The organism is Paenibacillus sp. JCM 18996 (genome assembly GCF_055392555.1).
Genome location: NZ_AP043884.1, coordinates 826,687 through 844,060 on the forward strand (window position 1 = coordinate 826,687; position 17,374 = coordinate 844,060).

Annotated in this window: 14 protein-coding genes; all 14 read left to right on the forward strand. The window is 51.6% G+C overall.

Annotated features, from left to right (window positions below; translation table 11 throughout):
• Positions 1-30: 30 nt before the first annotated feature.
• Positions 31-759 (forward strand): UMP kinase, encoded by a 729-nt coding sequence (pyrH, locus tag ACZ5N7_RS04030; protein ID WP_464657627.1) that lies wholly within the window; start codon positions 31-33, stop codon positions 757-759.
• Positions 759-1,313, forward strand: a complete 555-nt coding sequence (gene frr, locus ACZ5N7_RS04035) for a ribosome recycling factor (protein ID WP_464657629.1) — start codon at positions 759-761, stop codon at positions 1,311-1,313. The genes pyrH and frr overlap by 1 nt, the downstream gene beginning before the upstream one ends.
• A gap of 109 nt (positions 1,314-1,422) precedes the next feature.
• Positions 1,423-2,208: an isoprenyl transferase gene (locus ACZ5N7_RS04040; RefSeq protein ID WP_464657631.1), complete on the forward strand. Its 786-nt coding sequence runs from the start codon at positions 1,423-1,425 to the stop codon at positions 2,206-2,208.
• A gap of 21 nt (positions 2,209-2,229) precedes the next feature.
• Positions 2,230-3,036, forward strand: a complete 807-nt coding sequence (locus tag ACZ5N7_RS04045) for a phosphatidate cytidylyltransferase (RefSeq protein ID WP_464657633.1) — start codon at positions 2,230-2,232, stop codon at positions 3,034-3,036.
• A gap of 9 nt (positions 3,037-3,045) precedes the next feature.
• Positions 3,046-4,188: a 1-deoxy-D-xylulose-5-phosphate reductoisomerase gene (locus tag ACZ5N7_RS04050; protein ID WP_464657635.1), complete on the forward strand. Its 1,143-nt coding sequence runs from the start codon at positions 3,046-3,048 to the stop codon at positions 4,186-4,188.
• A 280-nt stretch (positions 4,189-4,468) separates the two neighbouring features.
• A complete protein-coding gene (gene rseP / locus ACZ5N7_RS04055) occupies positions 4,469-5,725 on the forward strand; it encodes an RIP metalloprotease RseP (RefSeq protein WP_464657637.1) in 1,257 nt (418 codons plus the stop codon).
• A gap of 30 nt (positions 5,726-5,755) precedes the next feature.
• Positions 5,756-7,204, forward strand: coding sequence for a proline--tRNA ligase (gene proS / locus ACZ5N7_RS04060; RefSeq protein ID WP_464657639.1), 1,449 nt, complete (start codon positions 5,756-5,758; stop codon positions 7,202-7,204).
• Between the two features lie 275 nt (positions 7,205-7,479).
• Complete coding sequence (locus ACZ5N7_RS04065; protein ID WP_464657641.1) at positions 7,480-11,784, forward strand: PolC-type DNA polymerase III; 4,305 nt, start codon at positions 7,480-7,482, stop codon at positions 11,782-11,784.
• Positions 11,785-12,088: 304 nt separating this feature from the next.
• Positions 12,089-12,553 carry a ribosome maturation factor RimP gene (gene rimP, locus ACZ5N7_RS04070; protein WP_464657643.1) on the forward strand — a complete coding sequence of 155 codons (465 nt, stop codon included), beginning with the start codon at positions 12,089-12,091 and terminating at the stop codon, positions 12,551-12,553.
• A 33-nt stretch (positions 12,554-12,586) separates the two neighbouring features.
• Complete coding sequence (gene nusA / locus ACZ5N7_RS04075; protein WP_464657645.1) at positions 12,587-13,684, forward strand: transcription termination factor NusA; 1,098 nt, start codon at positions 12,587-12,589, stop codon at positions 13,682-13,684.
• Between the two features lie 12 nt (positions 13,685-13,696).
• Positions 13,697-14,008: an RNase P modulator RnpM gene (gene rnpM / locus ACZ5N7_RS04080; protein WP_464657646.1), complete on the forward strand. Its 312-nt coding sequence runs from the start codon at positions 13,697-13,699 to the stop codon at positions 14,006-14,008.
• A complete protein-coding gene (locus tag ACZ5N7_RS04085; RefSeq protein ID WP_464657648.1) occupies positions 13,998-14,297 on the forward strand; it encodes a YlxQ family RNA-binding protein in 300 nt (99 codons plus the stop codon). Before rnpM ends, ACZ5N7_RS04085 begins: the two co-directional genes overlap by 11 nt.
• A 19-nt stretch (positions 14,298-14,316) precedes the next feature.
• On the forward strand, positions 14,317-17,013 hold the full coding sequence (gene infB / locus ACZ5N7_RS04090; protein ID WP_464657650.1) for a translation initiation factor IF-2: 2,697 nt from the start codon (positions 14,317-14,319) through the stop codon (positions 17,011-17,013).
• 6 nt (positions 17,014-17,019) lie between these two features.
• Entirely contained in the window at positions 17,020-17,370 is a 351-nt protein-coding gene (gene rbfA, locus ACZ5N7_RS04095; RefSeq protein WP_464657651.1) for a 30S ribosome-binding factor RbfA, read from the forward strand.
• The last annotated feature ends 4 nt before the right edge of the window (positions 17,371-17,374 follow it).

Genomic DNA, 17,374 nt, shown 5'->3' on the forward strand with positions numbered 1-17,374 from the left:
TGCGGGGTTATGAAACGGAGGTAACCGGTATTGGAACGACCAATCTTTAAAAGAGTCATATTGAAGCTCAGCGGAGAAGCGCTGGCCGGACAGCAGGGTTACGGAATTGACTCGGAAATGATCTCCTCCATCGCGGAACAGGTGAAGGAAGTTGTTGAGCTGAATGTGGAAGTTGCCGTAGTCGTGGGCGGGGGAAACATTTGGAGAGGGATCGCGGGCAGCGAAAAGGGCATCGACAGGGCGACAGCCGATTATATGGGCATGTTGGCTACCGTGATGAACTCTTTGGCGCTCCAGGATGCTTTAGAAGCGATCGGAGTCCCTACCCGGGTGCAGACTTCGATTACAATGCAGCAGGTGGCCGAGCCGTACATCCGCAGAAGGGCGATCCGCCATTTGGAGAAGGGACGCGTGGTTATTTTTGCGGCGGGCACAGGCAATCCGTTCTTTTCCACCGATACGACAGCTGCGCTGCGCGCCGCGGAGATTGAAGCGGAAGTCATTCTGATGGCCAAGAATAAAGTGGATGGCGTGTACTCTGCAGATCCGTTCAAGGACCCTACGGCAGAAAAATTCGATACGTTGACGTATCTCGATGTTCTGAATAAAAATTTGGGTGTTATGGATGCCACAGCGTCTTCACTGTGTATGGATAACAATATCCCTCTAATCGTGTTTTCCATTACAGAGAATGGCAATATTAAACGTGTGGTTCTCGGCGAAAAAATCGGGACGATTGTTCAAGGGAGTGTTATTTAATGCCTCAAAACGTGAAAAAAAGCGCGCAGGAGCGTATGGAAAAAGCGATCGACGCTTTGAAAAGGGAGCTGAACAGCTACCGCGCGGGTAAAGCCTCGCCTTCCCTTCTGGACCGTGTCCAGGTAGAATACTATGGTGCTATGACTCCGGTGAACCAGCTCGCCAACATCGCAACGCCGGATGCCAGAACTTTAATGATCCAGCCTTGGGACAAAAACTCGTTATCCACTATCGAGAAGGCGATCCTGAAATCGGATCTGGGTCTAAACCCAAGCAACGATGGCAATGCTATCCGTATCATCATTCCGGCTCTGACCGAAGAAAGACGAGCGGAATTGGTCAAATTGACCAAGAAAGCCGGAGAAGAGGCGAAGGTGGCCATTCGCAATATCCGCAGAGATGCGAACGACGACATCAGGAAAATGGAAAAAAACGGAATTTCCGAGGACGAATCCCGCGGCCATCAAGAGGAAATCCAGAAATCGACCGACAAATTTATTGCCGAAGTGGACAAAGTGCTGACGGCTAAAGAAAAAGAGATCATGGAAGTTTAAATGATACACGGATAAAAACGCCGTTACGGCGTTTTTATTTTAAGTAAGGAAGCTCATGTCCGATACGGATCGGAAGCGACTTCAATAGGTGCTGTTCGGGGGAACAAGAATGATTGGACAAATCAAGAAATGGCTGGGTTTCAGCGGAGCGCTGAGCCGAAGCGCCGTAGAGCCGGATGCTCTGCAGTTGAGCCGAGAGAATATACCGGTGCATGTCGCCGTTATCATGGACGGCAACGGCCGCTGGGCCAAGCAGCGCGGATTGCCCAGGGTCGCAGGCCATCATTCGGGTATGAAGAATGTGAAGAAAATCACGGTTGCGGCGGACGGCATCGGAGTGAAGGTTCTCACGATGTATGCTTTTTCTACGGAAAATTGGAAGCGGCCATCGGAGGAAGTGGATTATTTGATGAAGCTTCCTATGGAGTTTTTTCCTCAAGAGATTGACGAGTTAATGCAAAAGAACGTACAGATTCGAATGACAGGGTGGAAGGAAGGCCTGCCGAGCCATACATTGAAGGCAGTGGAAGACGCCATCGAAAGGACGAAACACAACACCGGACTCATCCTGAATTTTGCTTTGAACTACGGCAGCCGCAAAGAGATGTTTGACGGGATGAAGAAAATGTACAAGGACGTCCAATCCGGCAGCGTCAATCTGGATGAAGCGGATGAATCGCTGTTCTCGAATTATCTGCTCACTTCCGATCTGCCTGAACCCGACCTTATGATCCGCACGAGCGGTGAGGAGAGAATAAGCAATTTCATGCTGTGGCAGCTCGCTTATTCGGAGCTTTGGTTCACGGACCTGTATTGGCCTGAATTCACGGAAGAGCATTTCTATAAAGCAATCCAGGATTACCAGAAACGCGTAAGAAGATATGGCGGTTTATAGACCCGGTTTGGGGGAATTTCTTTGAAGCAGCGAATCGTGACAGGAATTATCGCCGGAGCCGTATTTTTAGCGATGCTTACCCTCGGAGGCTATTGGTTCGGAGGACTTATTCTTTTGCTTGCCGTCATCGGTTATGACGAATTTATGCGGATGAACCATTTGAAAAAGTACAAGCTCACCTATGCGGTCGGAATCGTCCTGCTGCTGCTGCTGGTCTTTCCCTGGCACAGTCTGGGACTGCCCTGGAACACGTTTTCCGTACCTTTTCTATGGGTCTCTTTATTTATTCTGTTGGCGATTACGGTTATATCCAAAAACTCCGTGACCATCGATAAAGCGGCTTTACTGTTCCTTGGGCTGCTTTATTTGGGAGCCGGCTTTTACCATATGATCGTTGTTCGTCTGGCAGACCACGGTTTGTTCTGGACATTTCTTGTTTTCGCATGCATTTGGGCTTCCGATTCCGGGGCTTATTTTGTCGGTTCCAAGCTTGGAAAGCATCCGCTTTGGCCGGCCATCTCCCCGAACAAATCGATTGAAGGCTCGATAGGCGGGATTGTTCTCGCGGTCATTGTGGCGCTTGCGTTCGCTTTCTTCCAGCCTCATCTTATTTCTTTAAGCAGAGCGCTACAGCTGGGCGCCGTGATCGCCATAGTAGGGCAGCTGGGGGATTTGATGCAGTCCGCTTACAAGAGGGTGAAAGGAATCAAGGACACCGGAACGGTGCTGCCGGGCCACGGGGGAGTGCTGGATCGCGTAGACAGCTGGCTGATTGTTTTTCCTTTTGTTTATCAAGTTTTGTCTGTTGCTAATCCATACACCGGTTGAGGAGGACTTATGAGCAAAAAAATCAGCATTCTCGGTTCGACCGGATCTATCGGCACACAAACTCTGGACGTGATCTCCCACTATAGAGAGCAGTTTTCGGTAGAAGGTTTGGCGGCCGGGCAGAATCTGTCGCTGTTCATCCAGCAGGTGAATGAGTTTCGTCCCAAAAAAGTTTCTTTGGCGACCAAGGAGCTTGCCGAAGAAATAAAGCATTACATACCTGCTGGCGTTGAAGTTTATTATGGCATTGAAGGATTGATTGAAGTGGCAGCAGGCACGGAAGCCGAATTCGTGGTAACGGCGATTGTCGGCAGCCAGGGCTTCAGGCCTACATTAGCCGCCGTCGAAGCGGGCAAGCATATCGGACTGGCGAATAAGGAAACGCTGGTAAGCGGAGGCCACTTGGTCACTGAGCAAGCGAAGAAACGCAATGTGACCCTGCTGCCGATAGACAGCGAGCATTCAGCCATTTTTCAATGCTTGAACGGGGAGTCCCGTGAAGATATCGAGAAAATTACTTTAACCGCATCCGGAGGCTCGTTCCGTGACCGGAGCCGTGAAGAACTGGCAAGCGTGACGGTCGAAGATGCGCTGAAGCATCCCAATTGGTCGATGGGAGCCAAAATTACGATAGATTCGGCGACCATGGTGAACAAAGGGCTCGAAGTGATCGAAGCGCATTGGCTGTTCGGCCTGCCGTACTCGCAAATCGACGTGCTGATCCACCCGGAGAGCATCATCCATTCTTTTGTCGAATTCAAGGACCGCAGCGTGATTGCCCAGATGGGTATGCCTGACATGAGGGTGCCGATCCAATATGCGCTGACTTATCCGAGACGGGTTCTCTCTCCTTCCAAGCCGCTTGATCTGGCCATGCTCGGGCAGCTGCATTTTCGGGCAATGGACATGCACCGGTTTCCATGCCTGCAAATGGCTTATGATTGCGGGCTCCAGGGCGGCACGGCACCGACGGTATTTAATGCCGCTAATGAAGTCGCGGTAGCACGGTTCCTGGGCGGTGAGATTACTTTTTTGCAAATCGAAGACGTTATTTATGATGTGCTGGAAAAGCACGACGCGGTATCAAATCCGGGACTTCAGGAAATCACTGAAGCGGATCAATGGGCAAGACGAACCGCCTCCGTACGATGATAGACAGCTAAATTAACCCCACAAAGTGAAGCGAAACCCTTAGAAGACTATTCATATTGCTTTGCAGGGAGCCCCCAAGACCTCAAAAAAGCCGAAGAGGATCCCTCCCCGGCTTTTTTTAAAATCTGCACAGAAACTGTTCCCTCCCCAGGTTCTAACTCTTCCCGTTTGCTTGTATTATATGAACAAATAATGTTAATCTAAGTACACAGCCAAGCTGCTGAAAGTGCTGTGCCCGGATTGCGCGGGAACAGTTGAACGCTAAGGAGGAAGGTACATCTTGTCAATGATACAAACGGCTTTTCAAATATTGGTCATGTTCTTCTTGCTGGTATCGATCCATGAATGGGGGCACTTTTATTTTGCCAAGAGAGCCGGCATTCTTGTAAGGGAATTTGCCATCGGCTTCGGACCGAAGCTGTTTTCTTATAAAAGGGGAGAAACCCGTTATACGTTTCGTTTGCTGCCAATCGGCGGCTTTGTGCGGATGGCCGGAGAGGATCCCGAGATAGTCGACGTGCAGAAGGGGCAGACCATTGCGGTTCAAACGAACAAAGACATGGTCACCCATCTTTATTTGGACAAATTGGACCAGCGCGCGGACGTTCTGCAGGGTGTGGTTGAAGGGATCGACCTGGAAAAGGATTTATTCATTAAATTGAATGTAGACGAGCAAAGCGTAACGCTGCCTGTTCACCCTCAAGCTCATATGGTGGCGCGGGGAAGGGAAACCCAGATCGCTCCGCTGGACCGCCAATTCGGGAGTAAAACCGTCGGCCAGCGTATGCTCTCCATAGTGATGGGACCCATTATGAATTTTGCCCTCGCGGTCGTTCTCTTTTTTGCATATATCCTTATTTCCGGGGTCCCGAGCAATGTGAAGCTGGGTGACGTAACTCCGTCGCTGGCCGCCGAGAAAGCGGGCCTCAAGCCAGGGGACGTCGTCCTGTCGGTCAACAACGAGCCGATCGGTGCCGACACCAAGAAGCTCACCTCGCTCATTCAAGCGTCTCCCGACAAAAAAATGAACTGGATTATCCAGCGCAACAAAGAACAGCTGCAAAAGGAAGTAATACCGGCCGCCAAGGACGGTGTGGGATATGTAGGCATCAAGATTACCTCCGATACCAGGACCCCGACAGTGAGGGAAACACTTGAAGGAACCTACAAGAATACGGTCAATGCAACCGGCCTGATCCTCTACGGCTTTAAGAAAATGGTGTTCGGCGAAGTCAAGATGGACGATCTGGGCGGTCCCGTCCGGATTGTGGAAGTGACTAGCGAATACGCCAAATACGGCTTCGAGTACTTGATTTTCTGGACGGCGCTGCTGAGCTTGAACCTTGGCATCTTTAACCTTCTGCCTTTCCCGGCTCTCGACGGAAGCAGGCTGTTGTTCCTGTTGATCGAAGCGGTACGAGGGAAGCCGGTCGATCCGAACCGTGAGAGCATGGTCCATTTAATCGGGTTCGCCATGCTGATGCTGCTAATGATCGCCGTCACCTATAACGATATTTTACGACTAATCAGTGGATAAAAAGGCTGCTGCACTTTTCAGGAGGATTCTATGTCGAACGAGAAACAATTCGTAAAAGAAATTACCCCTCAAAGCGAGGACTTCTCCAGGTGGTATCTGGACACGATCAAGAAAGCCGATCTGATGAGCTATTCTCCGGTCAGGGGCTGCATCGTTTTCAAACCGGACGGCTATGAAATTTGGGAGAACATCCAGCGTGAACTGGACGCGAGATTTAAAGAAACCGGCCATCGCAACGCCTATTTTCCTTTGTTTATTCCCGAAAGCTTTTTCCAGAAAGAAAAAGAGCATGTCGAAGGCTTTAACCCTGAGCTGCCTTGGGTGACCGAAGCCGGAGGCGAGAAGCTCGAAGAGCGCCTGGCGATCCGTCCGACCTCCGAGACCATGATCGGACATATGTACTCGGAGTGGATCAACTCTTACCGCGATCTTCCTTTGCTGATCAACCAGTGGGCCAACGTGGTCCGTTGGGAGAAAAGAACGCTGCCGTTCCTGCGAACCAGCGAGTTTTTATGGCAGGAAGGCCACACGGCGCATGAGGATGAAGAGGGTGCAAGGGAAGAAACCATGCGCATGCTGGAAGTGTACCGTGCGTTTGTCGAGGACTTTTTGGCGATGCCTGTCATAATGGGGCAGAAAACTCCTTCGGAGAAGTTTGCCGGTGCGGTGGACACTTTTTCCATTGAAGCGATGATGAAGGACGGCAGGGCTGTGCAAGCCGGAACCTCCCACTATATGGGAACCAACTTTGCCTTGGCTTTTGATATTAAATATCTGGACCGCGAGAACCAGCATCAATTCTGCCATACGACCTCCTGGGGAGTGTCTACCCGTTTGATCGGCGCTCTCATAATGATCCACGGGGACGACCGGGGCCTGGCCTTGCCGCCTAAGGTTGCGCCTACCCAAGTGATCATGATTCCAATCGGGCCGCCAAAGACGAGGGAGCAGGTAGTAGGGCGGATCGACGAGCTCTTTGCCGAATTGAAGAAAGCCGGTGTGAGGGTCAAGGTGGATGACCGCACAGAGCAGAGCCCGGGATGGAAGTTCAACGAATACGAGATGCGCGGGGTGCCGATTCGTGTGGAGCTCGGACCCCGCGATATGGATAACGGGGTAGTCGTACTCGTGTCGAGATTGACCGGCGAGAAGCGGATTGTGTCCCAGGACGCCTTTGTCGAAGAAACGCAAAAAATGCTTGAAGAAATCCAGCGGGGGATGTACGATAAAGCTAAGCAGTTCCGTGACGACTATATGGCTTCGGTCGATACGCTGGACGAAATGAACGACTTCCTGGAACAGAAGAGAGGATTCGTTCTGGCCGGATGGTGCGGCTCCGACGCCTGCGAAGAGCAGGTCAAGGAAGAGAACGGCGCAACGAGCCGGAACATTCCTTTCGAGCCTGCGGTGAAGAAATCCAAGTGCCTAGTCTGCGGAGAGCAGGCCAAGCACACGGTCGTATTCGGTAAAGCATATTAAATAAGTTTTATGAAGGGCAAAGGGATGCCAATTCTTCTTTGCCCTTTTGCTTCTGTATAGGAAATTATGGGAAGCAATTTCTGTGGATGAAGGGGGCTCCCCCAAAAGTAGTACCGAAAGCTTTTTATCGAAGTATTTCCCCGTAGCACATTCGTGTTGCAGATGTAACTTTCGGTGCGAGCAGCGAGCTGCTCTAACGGAATTGGCTTCGAAGGCTTGCTTCACTTTTGGGGGATTTGTTCTTGGGTTCTGTATTGGGGGAGGAAAACCGAGTCATGAGCAATTTGGCGGAAAAAAGGACCCGGTTTGAGCTGCTGATGCAGCAGGCCGAGGTTCCTTTTGAAACGATCAACAGTTTCTTTATGGACGGATACATAGACACGGTGGAAGTCAGCAGGTCCAACCGGGAATGGACCTTCCGCCTGGTGAAATCGACACTCGTTCCGCAGCATATTTACCGCTCCTTCTGCAAGATGATTCAGGACAAATTCTCGCATATTGCAAGAATCCGTTTTGTGGTCAGGTTTGAAGAGTCGGTGTCCTCTTCTGAGCTTGTAGAGGAATATTGGAGTTTGTTTATTGAGTGGGTCCAGCGGGAAGCGGCATCCATCAACGGCTGGCTGACTAAAGCAAAGGTAGAAGTGCAGGATCAGACTATCCACTTGATCATGTTGGACGCGATAGGAATGGAGCTGGCGAGAAAGAAGAACCTGGACCAGTTCATCCGGAGTTTTTTTAACGACTATTTTTCCCGTACCTTGCATGTGAAATATTCAGTGAGCGAATCGAACGTCGAAGTGTTCGAGCAGTTCGCCAAACAGATAGAAGAGGAAGAAAAGTTCGTCACCCAAGAGATCATGAGCCAGGTAGAGAAAGAGGAAGCGCTGCCGCTTCTCGAAGCGGATGTTTCTTTAATGCTGGGCTACGAGATCAAAGACAATCCGGTGCCTCTGCAGATGATTCAGGAGGAAGAAAAGAAAATCGCGGTTCAGGGGACGGTATTCGGTCTGGACACCAAGGAATTGAAGAACGGGATGACCTTGTTTACCTTTAATTTGACCGATTTCACGGACTCCTTGATGATGAAAGTGTTTGCCAAAAATAAAGAGGACCTCAGAATTCTCAGCCTGTTAGCCAATGGCAAATGGATCCGGGCCAGGGGAAAGGTGGAATACGACCGCTTTATGCAGGTGCCGGAGCTTGTCATGATTCCTTCGGACATCAACGAAGTGAGCGCTCCGCCTGAACGGATGGACAACGCGGCAGAGAAGCGGGTGGAGTTTCACTTGCATACGACGATGAGCCCGATGGACGGCATCGCCACGATCGACCAGTATGTGAAGCTTGCCGCCAAATGGGGGCACAAAGCGATCGCCGTAACGGATCACAGCGGGGTGCAGTCGTTCCCGGACGCCAACAAGGCTGCAAAGAAGCACGGCATCAAAATGATCTACGGCCTGGAAGCCAACGTGGTCAATGATGGAGTGCCCCTTGTTCTAAACGCCAAAGACAGAGAGCTGAAGGACGATACATATATCATTTTCGATATAGAGACTACGGGTCTTTCGGTCATCAACAACAAAATTATCGAAATTGCGGGAGTGAAGATGAAGGACGGCAAGGAAATCGACCGGTTTGCCGAATTCGTCAATCCCCACGAGAAAATTCCGTATCACATCACACAGCTGACCAATATTACGGACGAAATGGTGCAGGACGCGAAGGATATCTCGGATATTTTGCCCGCTTTTGTGGAGTTTGCCCAAGATTGCACGCTTGTTGCTCATAACGCCAGGTTCGATGTCGGCTTCATCCAGGAAAACTGCAAGCGTCTTGGACTGCCTCAGATGGAGAACCCGGTGCTCGATACGCTTGAGCTGGCAAGGCTGCTTTTTCCCGCATTGAAGAATCACCGGTTAAACACGCTGTCCGACAAGTTTAAAGTCAGCCTGGAAAATCACCACAGAGCCATTGACGACTCTTTAGCACTCGGCAATGTCCTGTTCCATTTGATCCAGGAAGCGGCCGAGCAGGGCTTCACCAACTTGGAGCGGCTCAACGATAATATAGGTAAAGATCTTCGCAATACCCGCCCTTTTCATTGCTGCATTTACGCGAAGAACGCGGCGGGCAAGAAGAATTTGTTCAAGCTCGTCTCGCTCTCCCACACGGAGTATTATCATAAAACAGCCTGTATTCCGAGAAGCAAGCTTATTGAGCTGAGGGAAGGGCTGCTGATTGCTTCGGGCTGTGAGAAAGGCGAATTTTTCGAAACGGTCCTGAACAAATCCGTGGAAGAAGCGGAACAGGTGGCGGAGTTCTACGACGTGCTTGAGATCCAGCCTCCGGACTACAACATGCATTTAGTGGAAAAAGGTCTGGTGGGCAGTAAAGCTCAGCTGGAGGATACAGTTGCAAGAATTATGGATATCGGCCGGAAACTGGGGAAACCGGTCATTGCCACCGGCAATGTGCACTATCTCCATCCGCGCGACAAAATATCCAGAGACATCACGATCCATGGAATCACGGGTTTCAGCCCGCTGAAAGATATCCGCAAGCCCGACGCCCATCTCCGCACTACGGATGAGATGCTGCGCGAATTTCAGTTCCTCGGAGCCGATACGGCCTTTGAAGTCGTGGTAACAAATACGAACGGGCTTGCCGACCAATTCGAGGAAATCGAGCTTTTCCCGCAGAAGCTGTTTACTCCGATTATCGACGGTGCCGATGACGAAATACGCAGCACTTGCTATAACACGGCCAAAAGCATCTACGGCGAAAATCTCCCCGAGGTCGTTACCGCGCGCCTGGAAAAAGAATTGGTGCCGATCATCAAATACGGTTTCTCCGCCAACTATCTCATTTCCGAGCGTTTGGTGAAAAAATCGAACCAGGACGGATACCTGGTCGGTTCGAGGGGTTCCGTCGGTTCCTCCTTTGTAGCGACGATGCTGGGCATCTCCGAAGTGAATCCGCTGCCGCCGCACTATATTTGCGCAAGCTGCACCTTCCACGAGTTTTACACGGACGGCCGGATCCCTTCCGGATTCGACCTGCCGGACAGGGATTGCCCCAATTGCGGTGGGAAGCTCAAGGGAGAAGGCCAGGATATCCCGTTCGAAACGTTCCTCGGCTTTAAAGGGGACAAGGTTCCCGATATCGACTTGAACTTTTCGGGGGAATACCAGCCTGTCGCCCATAATTTCACAAAAGAGCTGTTCGGCGAGAAGAGCGTATTCCGGGCTGGAACGATCGGAACGGTTGCCGAGAAGACAGCTTTCGGATATGTGAAGAAGTATGAAGAAGACAACGGCAAAAAGTGGCGCAACGCCGAAATCTCCAGACTCGCTGCCGGCTGTACAGGTGTGAAGCGGAGCACAGGCCAGCATCCGGGCGGGATTGTCGTCGTTCCCGATTATATCGAGGTGGACGACATCACGCCGGTTCAATTTCCCGCTGATGATACGAGCGCGGATTGGAAGACGACTCACTTCGATTATCACGCATTCGACGCCAACCTTCTGAAGCTCGATATTCTGGGACACGATGATCCGACGATGATGAGAATGCTGCAGGATTTGACCGGAGTTGATCCGACGAGCATCCCGATGAACGATCCCAAGGTGATGAGCCTGTTCCATTCCACCGACGCTCTTGGCGTCACGCCGGAGCAAATCAGGACACCTGTCGCCACATACGGCGTGCCCGAAATGGGTACGAAGTTCGTAAGGCAGATGCTCGAGGAAGCAAAGCCGACCAACTTTGCCGACCTTCTGCAAATCTCGGGCCTGTCCCATGGCACCGGAGTTTGGCTCGGCAATGCCCAGGAGCTCATCCGCAAAAATATTTGCAGCATCAAGACGGTCATCGGCTGCCGTGACGATATTATGCTCTATTTGATCTATAAGGCCGGCATGGATGCGGGGCTGGCGTTTAAGATCACGGAGAGCGTGCGTAAAGGCAAGGGCTTGACAGAAGAGTGGAAGGAAGATATGAAGAAGCACAATGTGCCTGCCTGGTACATCGATTCCTGCGAGAAAATCGAGTACATGTTTCCTAAGGCGCACGCTGCGGCGTATGTCATCTCGGCTGTGCGTACGGCATACTTTAAGCTTTATTATCCGATCGCCTACTACGCGACTTATTTCTCCGTCCGAGCGGACGACTTTGAATTGGAGCTGCTCTGCCAAGGGTATGACGCCATTCTGAAGAAGCTTGTCGAGATCGAGGAAAAAGGGTTCCAGGCGGCGCCGAAGGAGAAATCGATGGTATCGCTGCTCGAGATGGCGCTGGAAATGACGGCGAGGGGCTTCCGATTCAAGCCGATCGATATCTACCGTTCCGACGCAACCCGGTTCCAGGTCGACGGCGACGCTTTGATCCCGCCCTTCTCCGCAATCGCGGGCATCGGAGAGAACGCGGCCAGGAATATTGCTGCCGCCAGGGAAGGCGGGGAGTTCCTGTCGATCGAGGATTTCCAGACACGTTCCAGAGCTTCCAAGACGATCGTAGAGATTCTCGGGTCGATGGGATGCTTCAGGGGACTGCCTGAGTCCAACCAGCTCTCCCTGTTCTAAACATGGCAAAGCGAAGAGAAGCTTCAAAGTTTATTTCTGGTACTTTGCGGGGAGCCCGAAAGCAATATTGCTGAGAAAAGTGAAGCTTCCAAGCTTTGCCCTGGTGCTCAATGTTTTTCTTGAATGGTTGAAGGTGGTTATGTTATAATATTTTTTGGTAATAATGATGATATCTACCGTGATCAGAGAGTGGGGCAACCCACTCTTTACATTTTAATATAGCCTTTTGGCCTTATGAAGCATGAGGCAGTCCGCTTAGTATACCAACTATAATCCAACAACGATTCCAGAAGGGGGTTGGCACTTGAGTTCTGCACAAATACAATCGACAGTTGAAGAAATGGTTGCGCCTTATCTCAGCGAGAACGGGTTTGAGCTCGTCGATGTGGAATTTGTCAAAGAAGGCAGCAATTGGTTTTTACGTGTTTATGTCGATAAAGACGGAGGCATAGATATTGACGACTGCGGCCGGGTGAGCGAATTTCTGAGTGCACGCCTGGACGAGAAGGATCCGATTCCCCAGGCCTATTTTTTGGAAGTGTCCTCGCCGGGGGCTGAACGCCCGCTGAAGAAGCCTCAGGATTTTGTCAAAGCAGTAGGACAGAATGTGTTCCTGACTACATACGAACCGGTGGATGGGGCGAAAGAATTCGAAGGTACGCTGCTGTCTTACAACGAGGAAGAAATGACGATGGTTACATTGAAGAAAAAGAAGCACATTATTCCGACCTCCAAGGTGGCCGGCGCCAGGTTGGCGATCGTATTTTAACGGGGATTTTAAGAAAGGGGGAGCAGTGTTCCCATGAACAGCGATTTTATCGAAGCTTTAAACGACATTGAAAGAGAAAAAGGCATTGCCAAGGAGATTCTGATCGATGCGATCGAAGCGGCTCTCATTTCCAGTTATAAAAGGAACTTCAATACCGCGCAGAACGTGAGAGTCGACATCAACCGCCAGACCGGAGTGATTCGAGTCTACGCCCGCAAGACGGTGACGGAGGATGTGCTGGATCCGCGCCTTGAAATCTCTCTGCACGCGGCTCGCGAAATCAACGGCAATTACCAGCTTGACGATATCGTAGAGATAGAAGTGACTCCCAGAGACTTCGGCCGCATCGCGGCGCAAACTGCCAAGCAGGTGGTGACGCAGCGCATCCGCGAAGCGGAAAGAGGCTTGATTTATAACGCTTTTATCGATAAAGAGGAAGATATCGTGACAGGAATCGTGCAGCGCCAGGACCAGCGCAGCGTTTTCATCGACTTGGGCAAGGTGGAAGCGGTGCTGCCGCTCAATGAATTGATGCCGACGGACAAGTTCAAGCACGGCGATCGGGTCAAAGCCTTTATCACGAAAGTCGAGAATACGACGAAGGGGCCGCAGATTATTTTGTCCCGGACCCATCCCGGCTTGCTGAAGCGGCTGTTCGAGCTCGAGGTGCCCGAGATTTTTGACGGTGTCGTTGAAATCCGTGCCGTGGCTAGAGAAGCAGGCTTCCGTTCGAAGCTGGCGGTTCATTCGAGAAACCCGGAAGTCGATCCGGTCGGTTCTTGCGTGGGACCTAAGGGACTGCGAGTGCAGACGATTGTGAATGAACTGAGAGGCGAGAAAATCGATATCGTCCGCTGGATGGACAGCGTAGAAGAGTATGTCGCCAATGCGCTGAGCCCGTCCAAAGTGCTTGAAGTGAACGTTTTCGCGAACGAAAAAATGGCCCGCGTCATCGTGCCGGATTACCAGCTTTCCCTGGCGATCGGGATCAAGGGACAGAATGCCAGATTGGCCGCCAAGCTGACCGGGTGGAAGATAGATATCAAGAGCGAAACGCAGGCGGAACTGGAATACGGCAGGCCCAAGACGCACATGGAAGAGATGCACCAAGATTCGGTCAGCATCGATTAAAGAGGTGACGGCATGAGACCAAGAAAGATTCCTCTCCGCAAATGCGTTGCCTGCCAACAAATGATGCCCAAGAAAGAATTGATCCGGGTCGTGAAGACGCCTGAGGATCAAATTTTGATCGATTTGACCGGAAAAAAATCCGGCCGCGGGGCTTACTTGTGCGGGAAAGTATCCTGCTTCAAGCTCGCCAAAAAGAGCAAAGCTCTCGACCGGGCTCTGGGGCGTGGGGTAAGCTCCGAGATTTACGACACGCTTGAGCAAGATTTTATCCGGGTAGAGGACGAATTCAATGCGGCTAAAGAAGAGCTGAGCGATGAACAATAAATTCCTTTCGTATTTAGGATTATCGATGCGCGCGGGAAAGCTCGTCACCGGAGATGAGAGCGTTCTGAAGGAAGTCCGGTCGGGAGAAGCAAAGCTGGTTGTTATCGCTGAGGACGCTTCCGACAATACCAAGAAGAAATTCCGGGACAAATGCTCCTACTACAATGTCCCTATATTGGAGGTATTCAGCCGGGCCGAGTTGGGCGCTTCGATTGGCAAAGCCGAGCGGGTGGTCATCGGTGTCACGGATACGGGATTTGCCCAGATGCTGCAGAAGTGTCAGGTATAACCTGCGGAGGTGAAAGGTATTGAGTAAACAGGAAAGCAAAGATAAATTAAGAGTTTACGAGTATGCTAAAAATTTAAATATGAGCTCCAAAGAAATTATTACGATATTAAAGAGATTAAACATTCCCGTAAACAATCACATGAGCGTAATGGAGAACGAAGCGGTGGACGCTGTTGAAAGATTCTTTCGGGATATTAAAGCGAATGCGGCAGCCAAGAGATCGGGCGGCGAGGGCAGTGCGCCATCCGCGGGCGAGAAGCTGGCTGTGTCAAGCAGGGCTGCAGAAGAGAGGAAACCGAGCGATTTGAACAACATGAAATCACCACAAACCCAGCAAACTACACCCGGGCCGGCGAAACGGACGGAGGAACCTGTGAAACGCCAGGACTCCGGACGACCGCAGCAATCGGGATCCGGACAGGGCGGCGGCCAGAACAGAACGCAAGGGCAAGGCGGCGGACAAGGGCAGCATCGCGGAGATAACAGAAACCAGCAGGGCAGCCGCCCGCAGAACCAAGGAAACAGCCAGGGCAACCGGGGATCTTATGGGCAGTCGGGCCAATCGGGCCAATCGGGCCGCCCGCAGGGACAAAACCAGAACCGCCCGGGCGGCGGCTCCGGCGCACAGAATCGCCCAGGCGGCCAAGGTAACCAGAACCGTCCGAACAACGGGTCGCGTCCCGGTGACCGCAGGCCTCTTGAGGCGGGTAACCGCAATAATGCGGCTCCTGCCGTTTATAGTGAAAAACCGACTCCGGCGATCGCGGAGGATATGGACGATTTGACGATCAGCAAAGGCAAGCCGGTGCCAAGCAAGAAAGCGAAGCCGACTACTGTCGGCGGCGGTAAACGTTTCGACGACAACAAGCCGGGCGGAAACCGCGGCAATAACAACAGACCGCATAACAAGAATAACAGAGGCCGTTACCAGCAGGAGCCGCAAAAGAAAGAAAAGATCGACAATACGCCGAAGAAAATCATCGTCCGCGGCAATATGACGGTAGGTGAATTGGCGAAGCTTCTCCATAAAGACGCTTCCGAAGTCATCAAGAAGCTATTGTTCCTCGGCGTCATGGCTACGATCAACCAAGAGCTGGATCTTGACGCGATTCAACTGCTGGCCGAAGAATACAAGGTGGAAGTCGAACTGAAGCTGCCGGTCGAGCAGGATCCTTTCGAGCTTGAAGCCGAAGTGGAAGATGAAGCGAACCTGGAAGAGCGGCCTCCGGTCGTAACGATCATGGGACACGTCGACCACGGTAAGACAACTCTGCTCGACGCGATTCGCCACACGAACGTGACTGAAGGCGAAGCGGGCGGAATCACCCAGCATATCGGCGCCTACCAAGTGGAGACACACGGCAAGAAAATCACCTTCCTGGATACACCGGGCCACGCCGCGTTTACGACCATGCGCGCACGGGGAGCCCAAGTGACCGATATCGCGATTATCGTGGTTGCGGCGGACGACGGTGTCATGCCCCAAACCGTGGAGGCGATTTCTCACGCGAAGGCGGCCAAGGTGCCGATTATTATCGCCGTTAACAAAATCGACAAGCCTGAAGCGAATCCGGACAAAATCAAGCAGGAATTGACCGAGTACGAGCTGGTTCCGGAAGAGTGGGGCGGAGATACCATCTTCGTCAACCTGTCTGCGAAGCAGCGCATCGGTTTGGATAACCTGCTCGAGATGATCCTTCTCGTTGCAGAGGTGCAGGAACTGAAAGCGAACCCTAACCGTCTCGCCAGAGGAACGGTCATCGAAGCCGAGCTGGACAAAGGCCGCGGACCGGTAGCCCGCGTATTGGTGCAGCAAGGTACGCTGCAGATCGGCGACGTATTCGTTGCCGGCACATCCTTCGGGCGTGTAAGGGCAATGGTCAATGACAAAGGCAAACGCCTGAAAGACGCAGGTCCGTCCACTCCGATAGAGATCACTGGATTAACGGAAGTTCCTCAAGCCGGAGATTTGTTCATTGTATTCGAAGAAGAGCGCAAGGCGAGAGACATCGCCGAGAAGCGCTCGATTACTGCAAGGCAGGCCGAGCTTGGCACGAATTCGCGCGTTACTCTGGATGACTTGTATAAGCATATTAAAGAAGGCGAAATGAAAGACCTGTTCGTTATCATCAAAGGGGACGTACAGGGCTCGGTCGAAGCGTTGAAAGGCTCCTTGGAGAAAATCAACGTGGAAGGCGTCCGCGTCAAAATCATCCATACCGGTGTAGGCGCGATCACGGAATCCGATATTATTCTGGCATCGGCTTCCAATGCGATCATTATCGGCTTTAACGTGCGCCCTGAGCCTGCGGCCAAACAAACCGCCGAGCAGGAGAAGGTCGACATCCGCCAACACAGCATTATTTACAAGGTGATCGAAGAGATCGAGTCCGCCATGAAAGGAATGCTCGATCCTGTATATAAAGAAAATGTCATAGGGCATGCTGAAGTTAGAAATATCTTTAAAATCTCCAAAGTGGGCACCATCGCGGGCTGTATGGTCACTTCAGGCAAAATAACCCGTAATGCGGAAGCCCGAGTGATCCGCGGCGGAATCGTCATTTTCGAAGGCAAGCTGGATACGCTCAAGAGATTCAAGGACGACGTGAAAGAAGTGGCCCAAGGCTACGAATGCGGGATCACGCTTGAACGTTACAATGATCTCAAAGAGGGAGATATTATTGAAGCGTTCGTCATGGAAACCGTTGAGAGGTGAATTTGAATGGCGAAAATACGTGTGGGAAGAGTAGGCGAACAGATTAAGAAAGAGCTGAGCACCATTCTTCAGACAGAACTGAAAGACCCGAGAATCGGATTTATCACCGTCACCGGTGTAGATGTGACCAATGATTTGTCGCAGGCCAAAGTATTTTTAAGCGTGCTGGGAACGGACGAACAGAAGTCGGAAACGCTCAAATCGCTGGACCGCGCAAAGGGCTTTATCCGATCGGAATTGTCCAAACGCGTCCGTCTTCGCGTCACTCCCGAGCTGCAGTTCAAGTTCGACGCTTCCATCGATTATGGCAGCCATATTCAAAAGCTTCTCCATCAAATCAACGATGGGGAAGAGTGAGTCC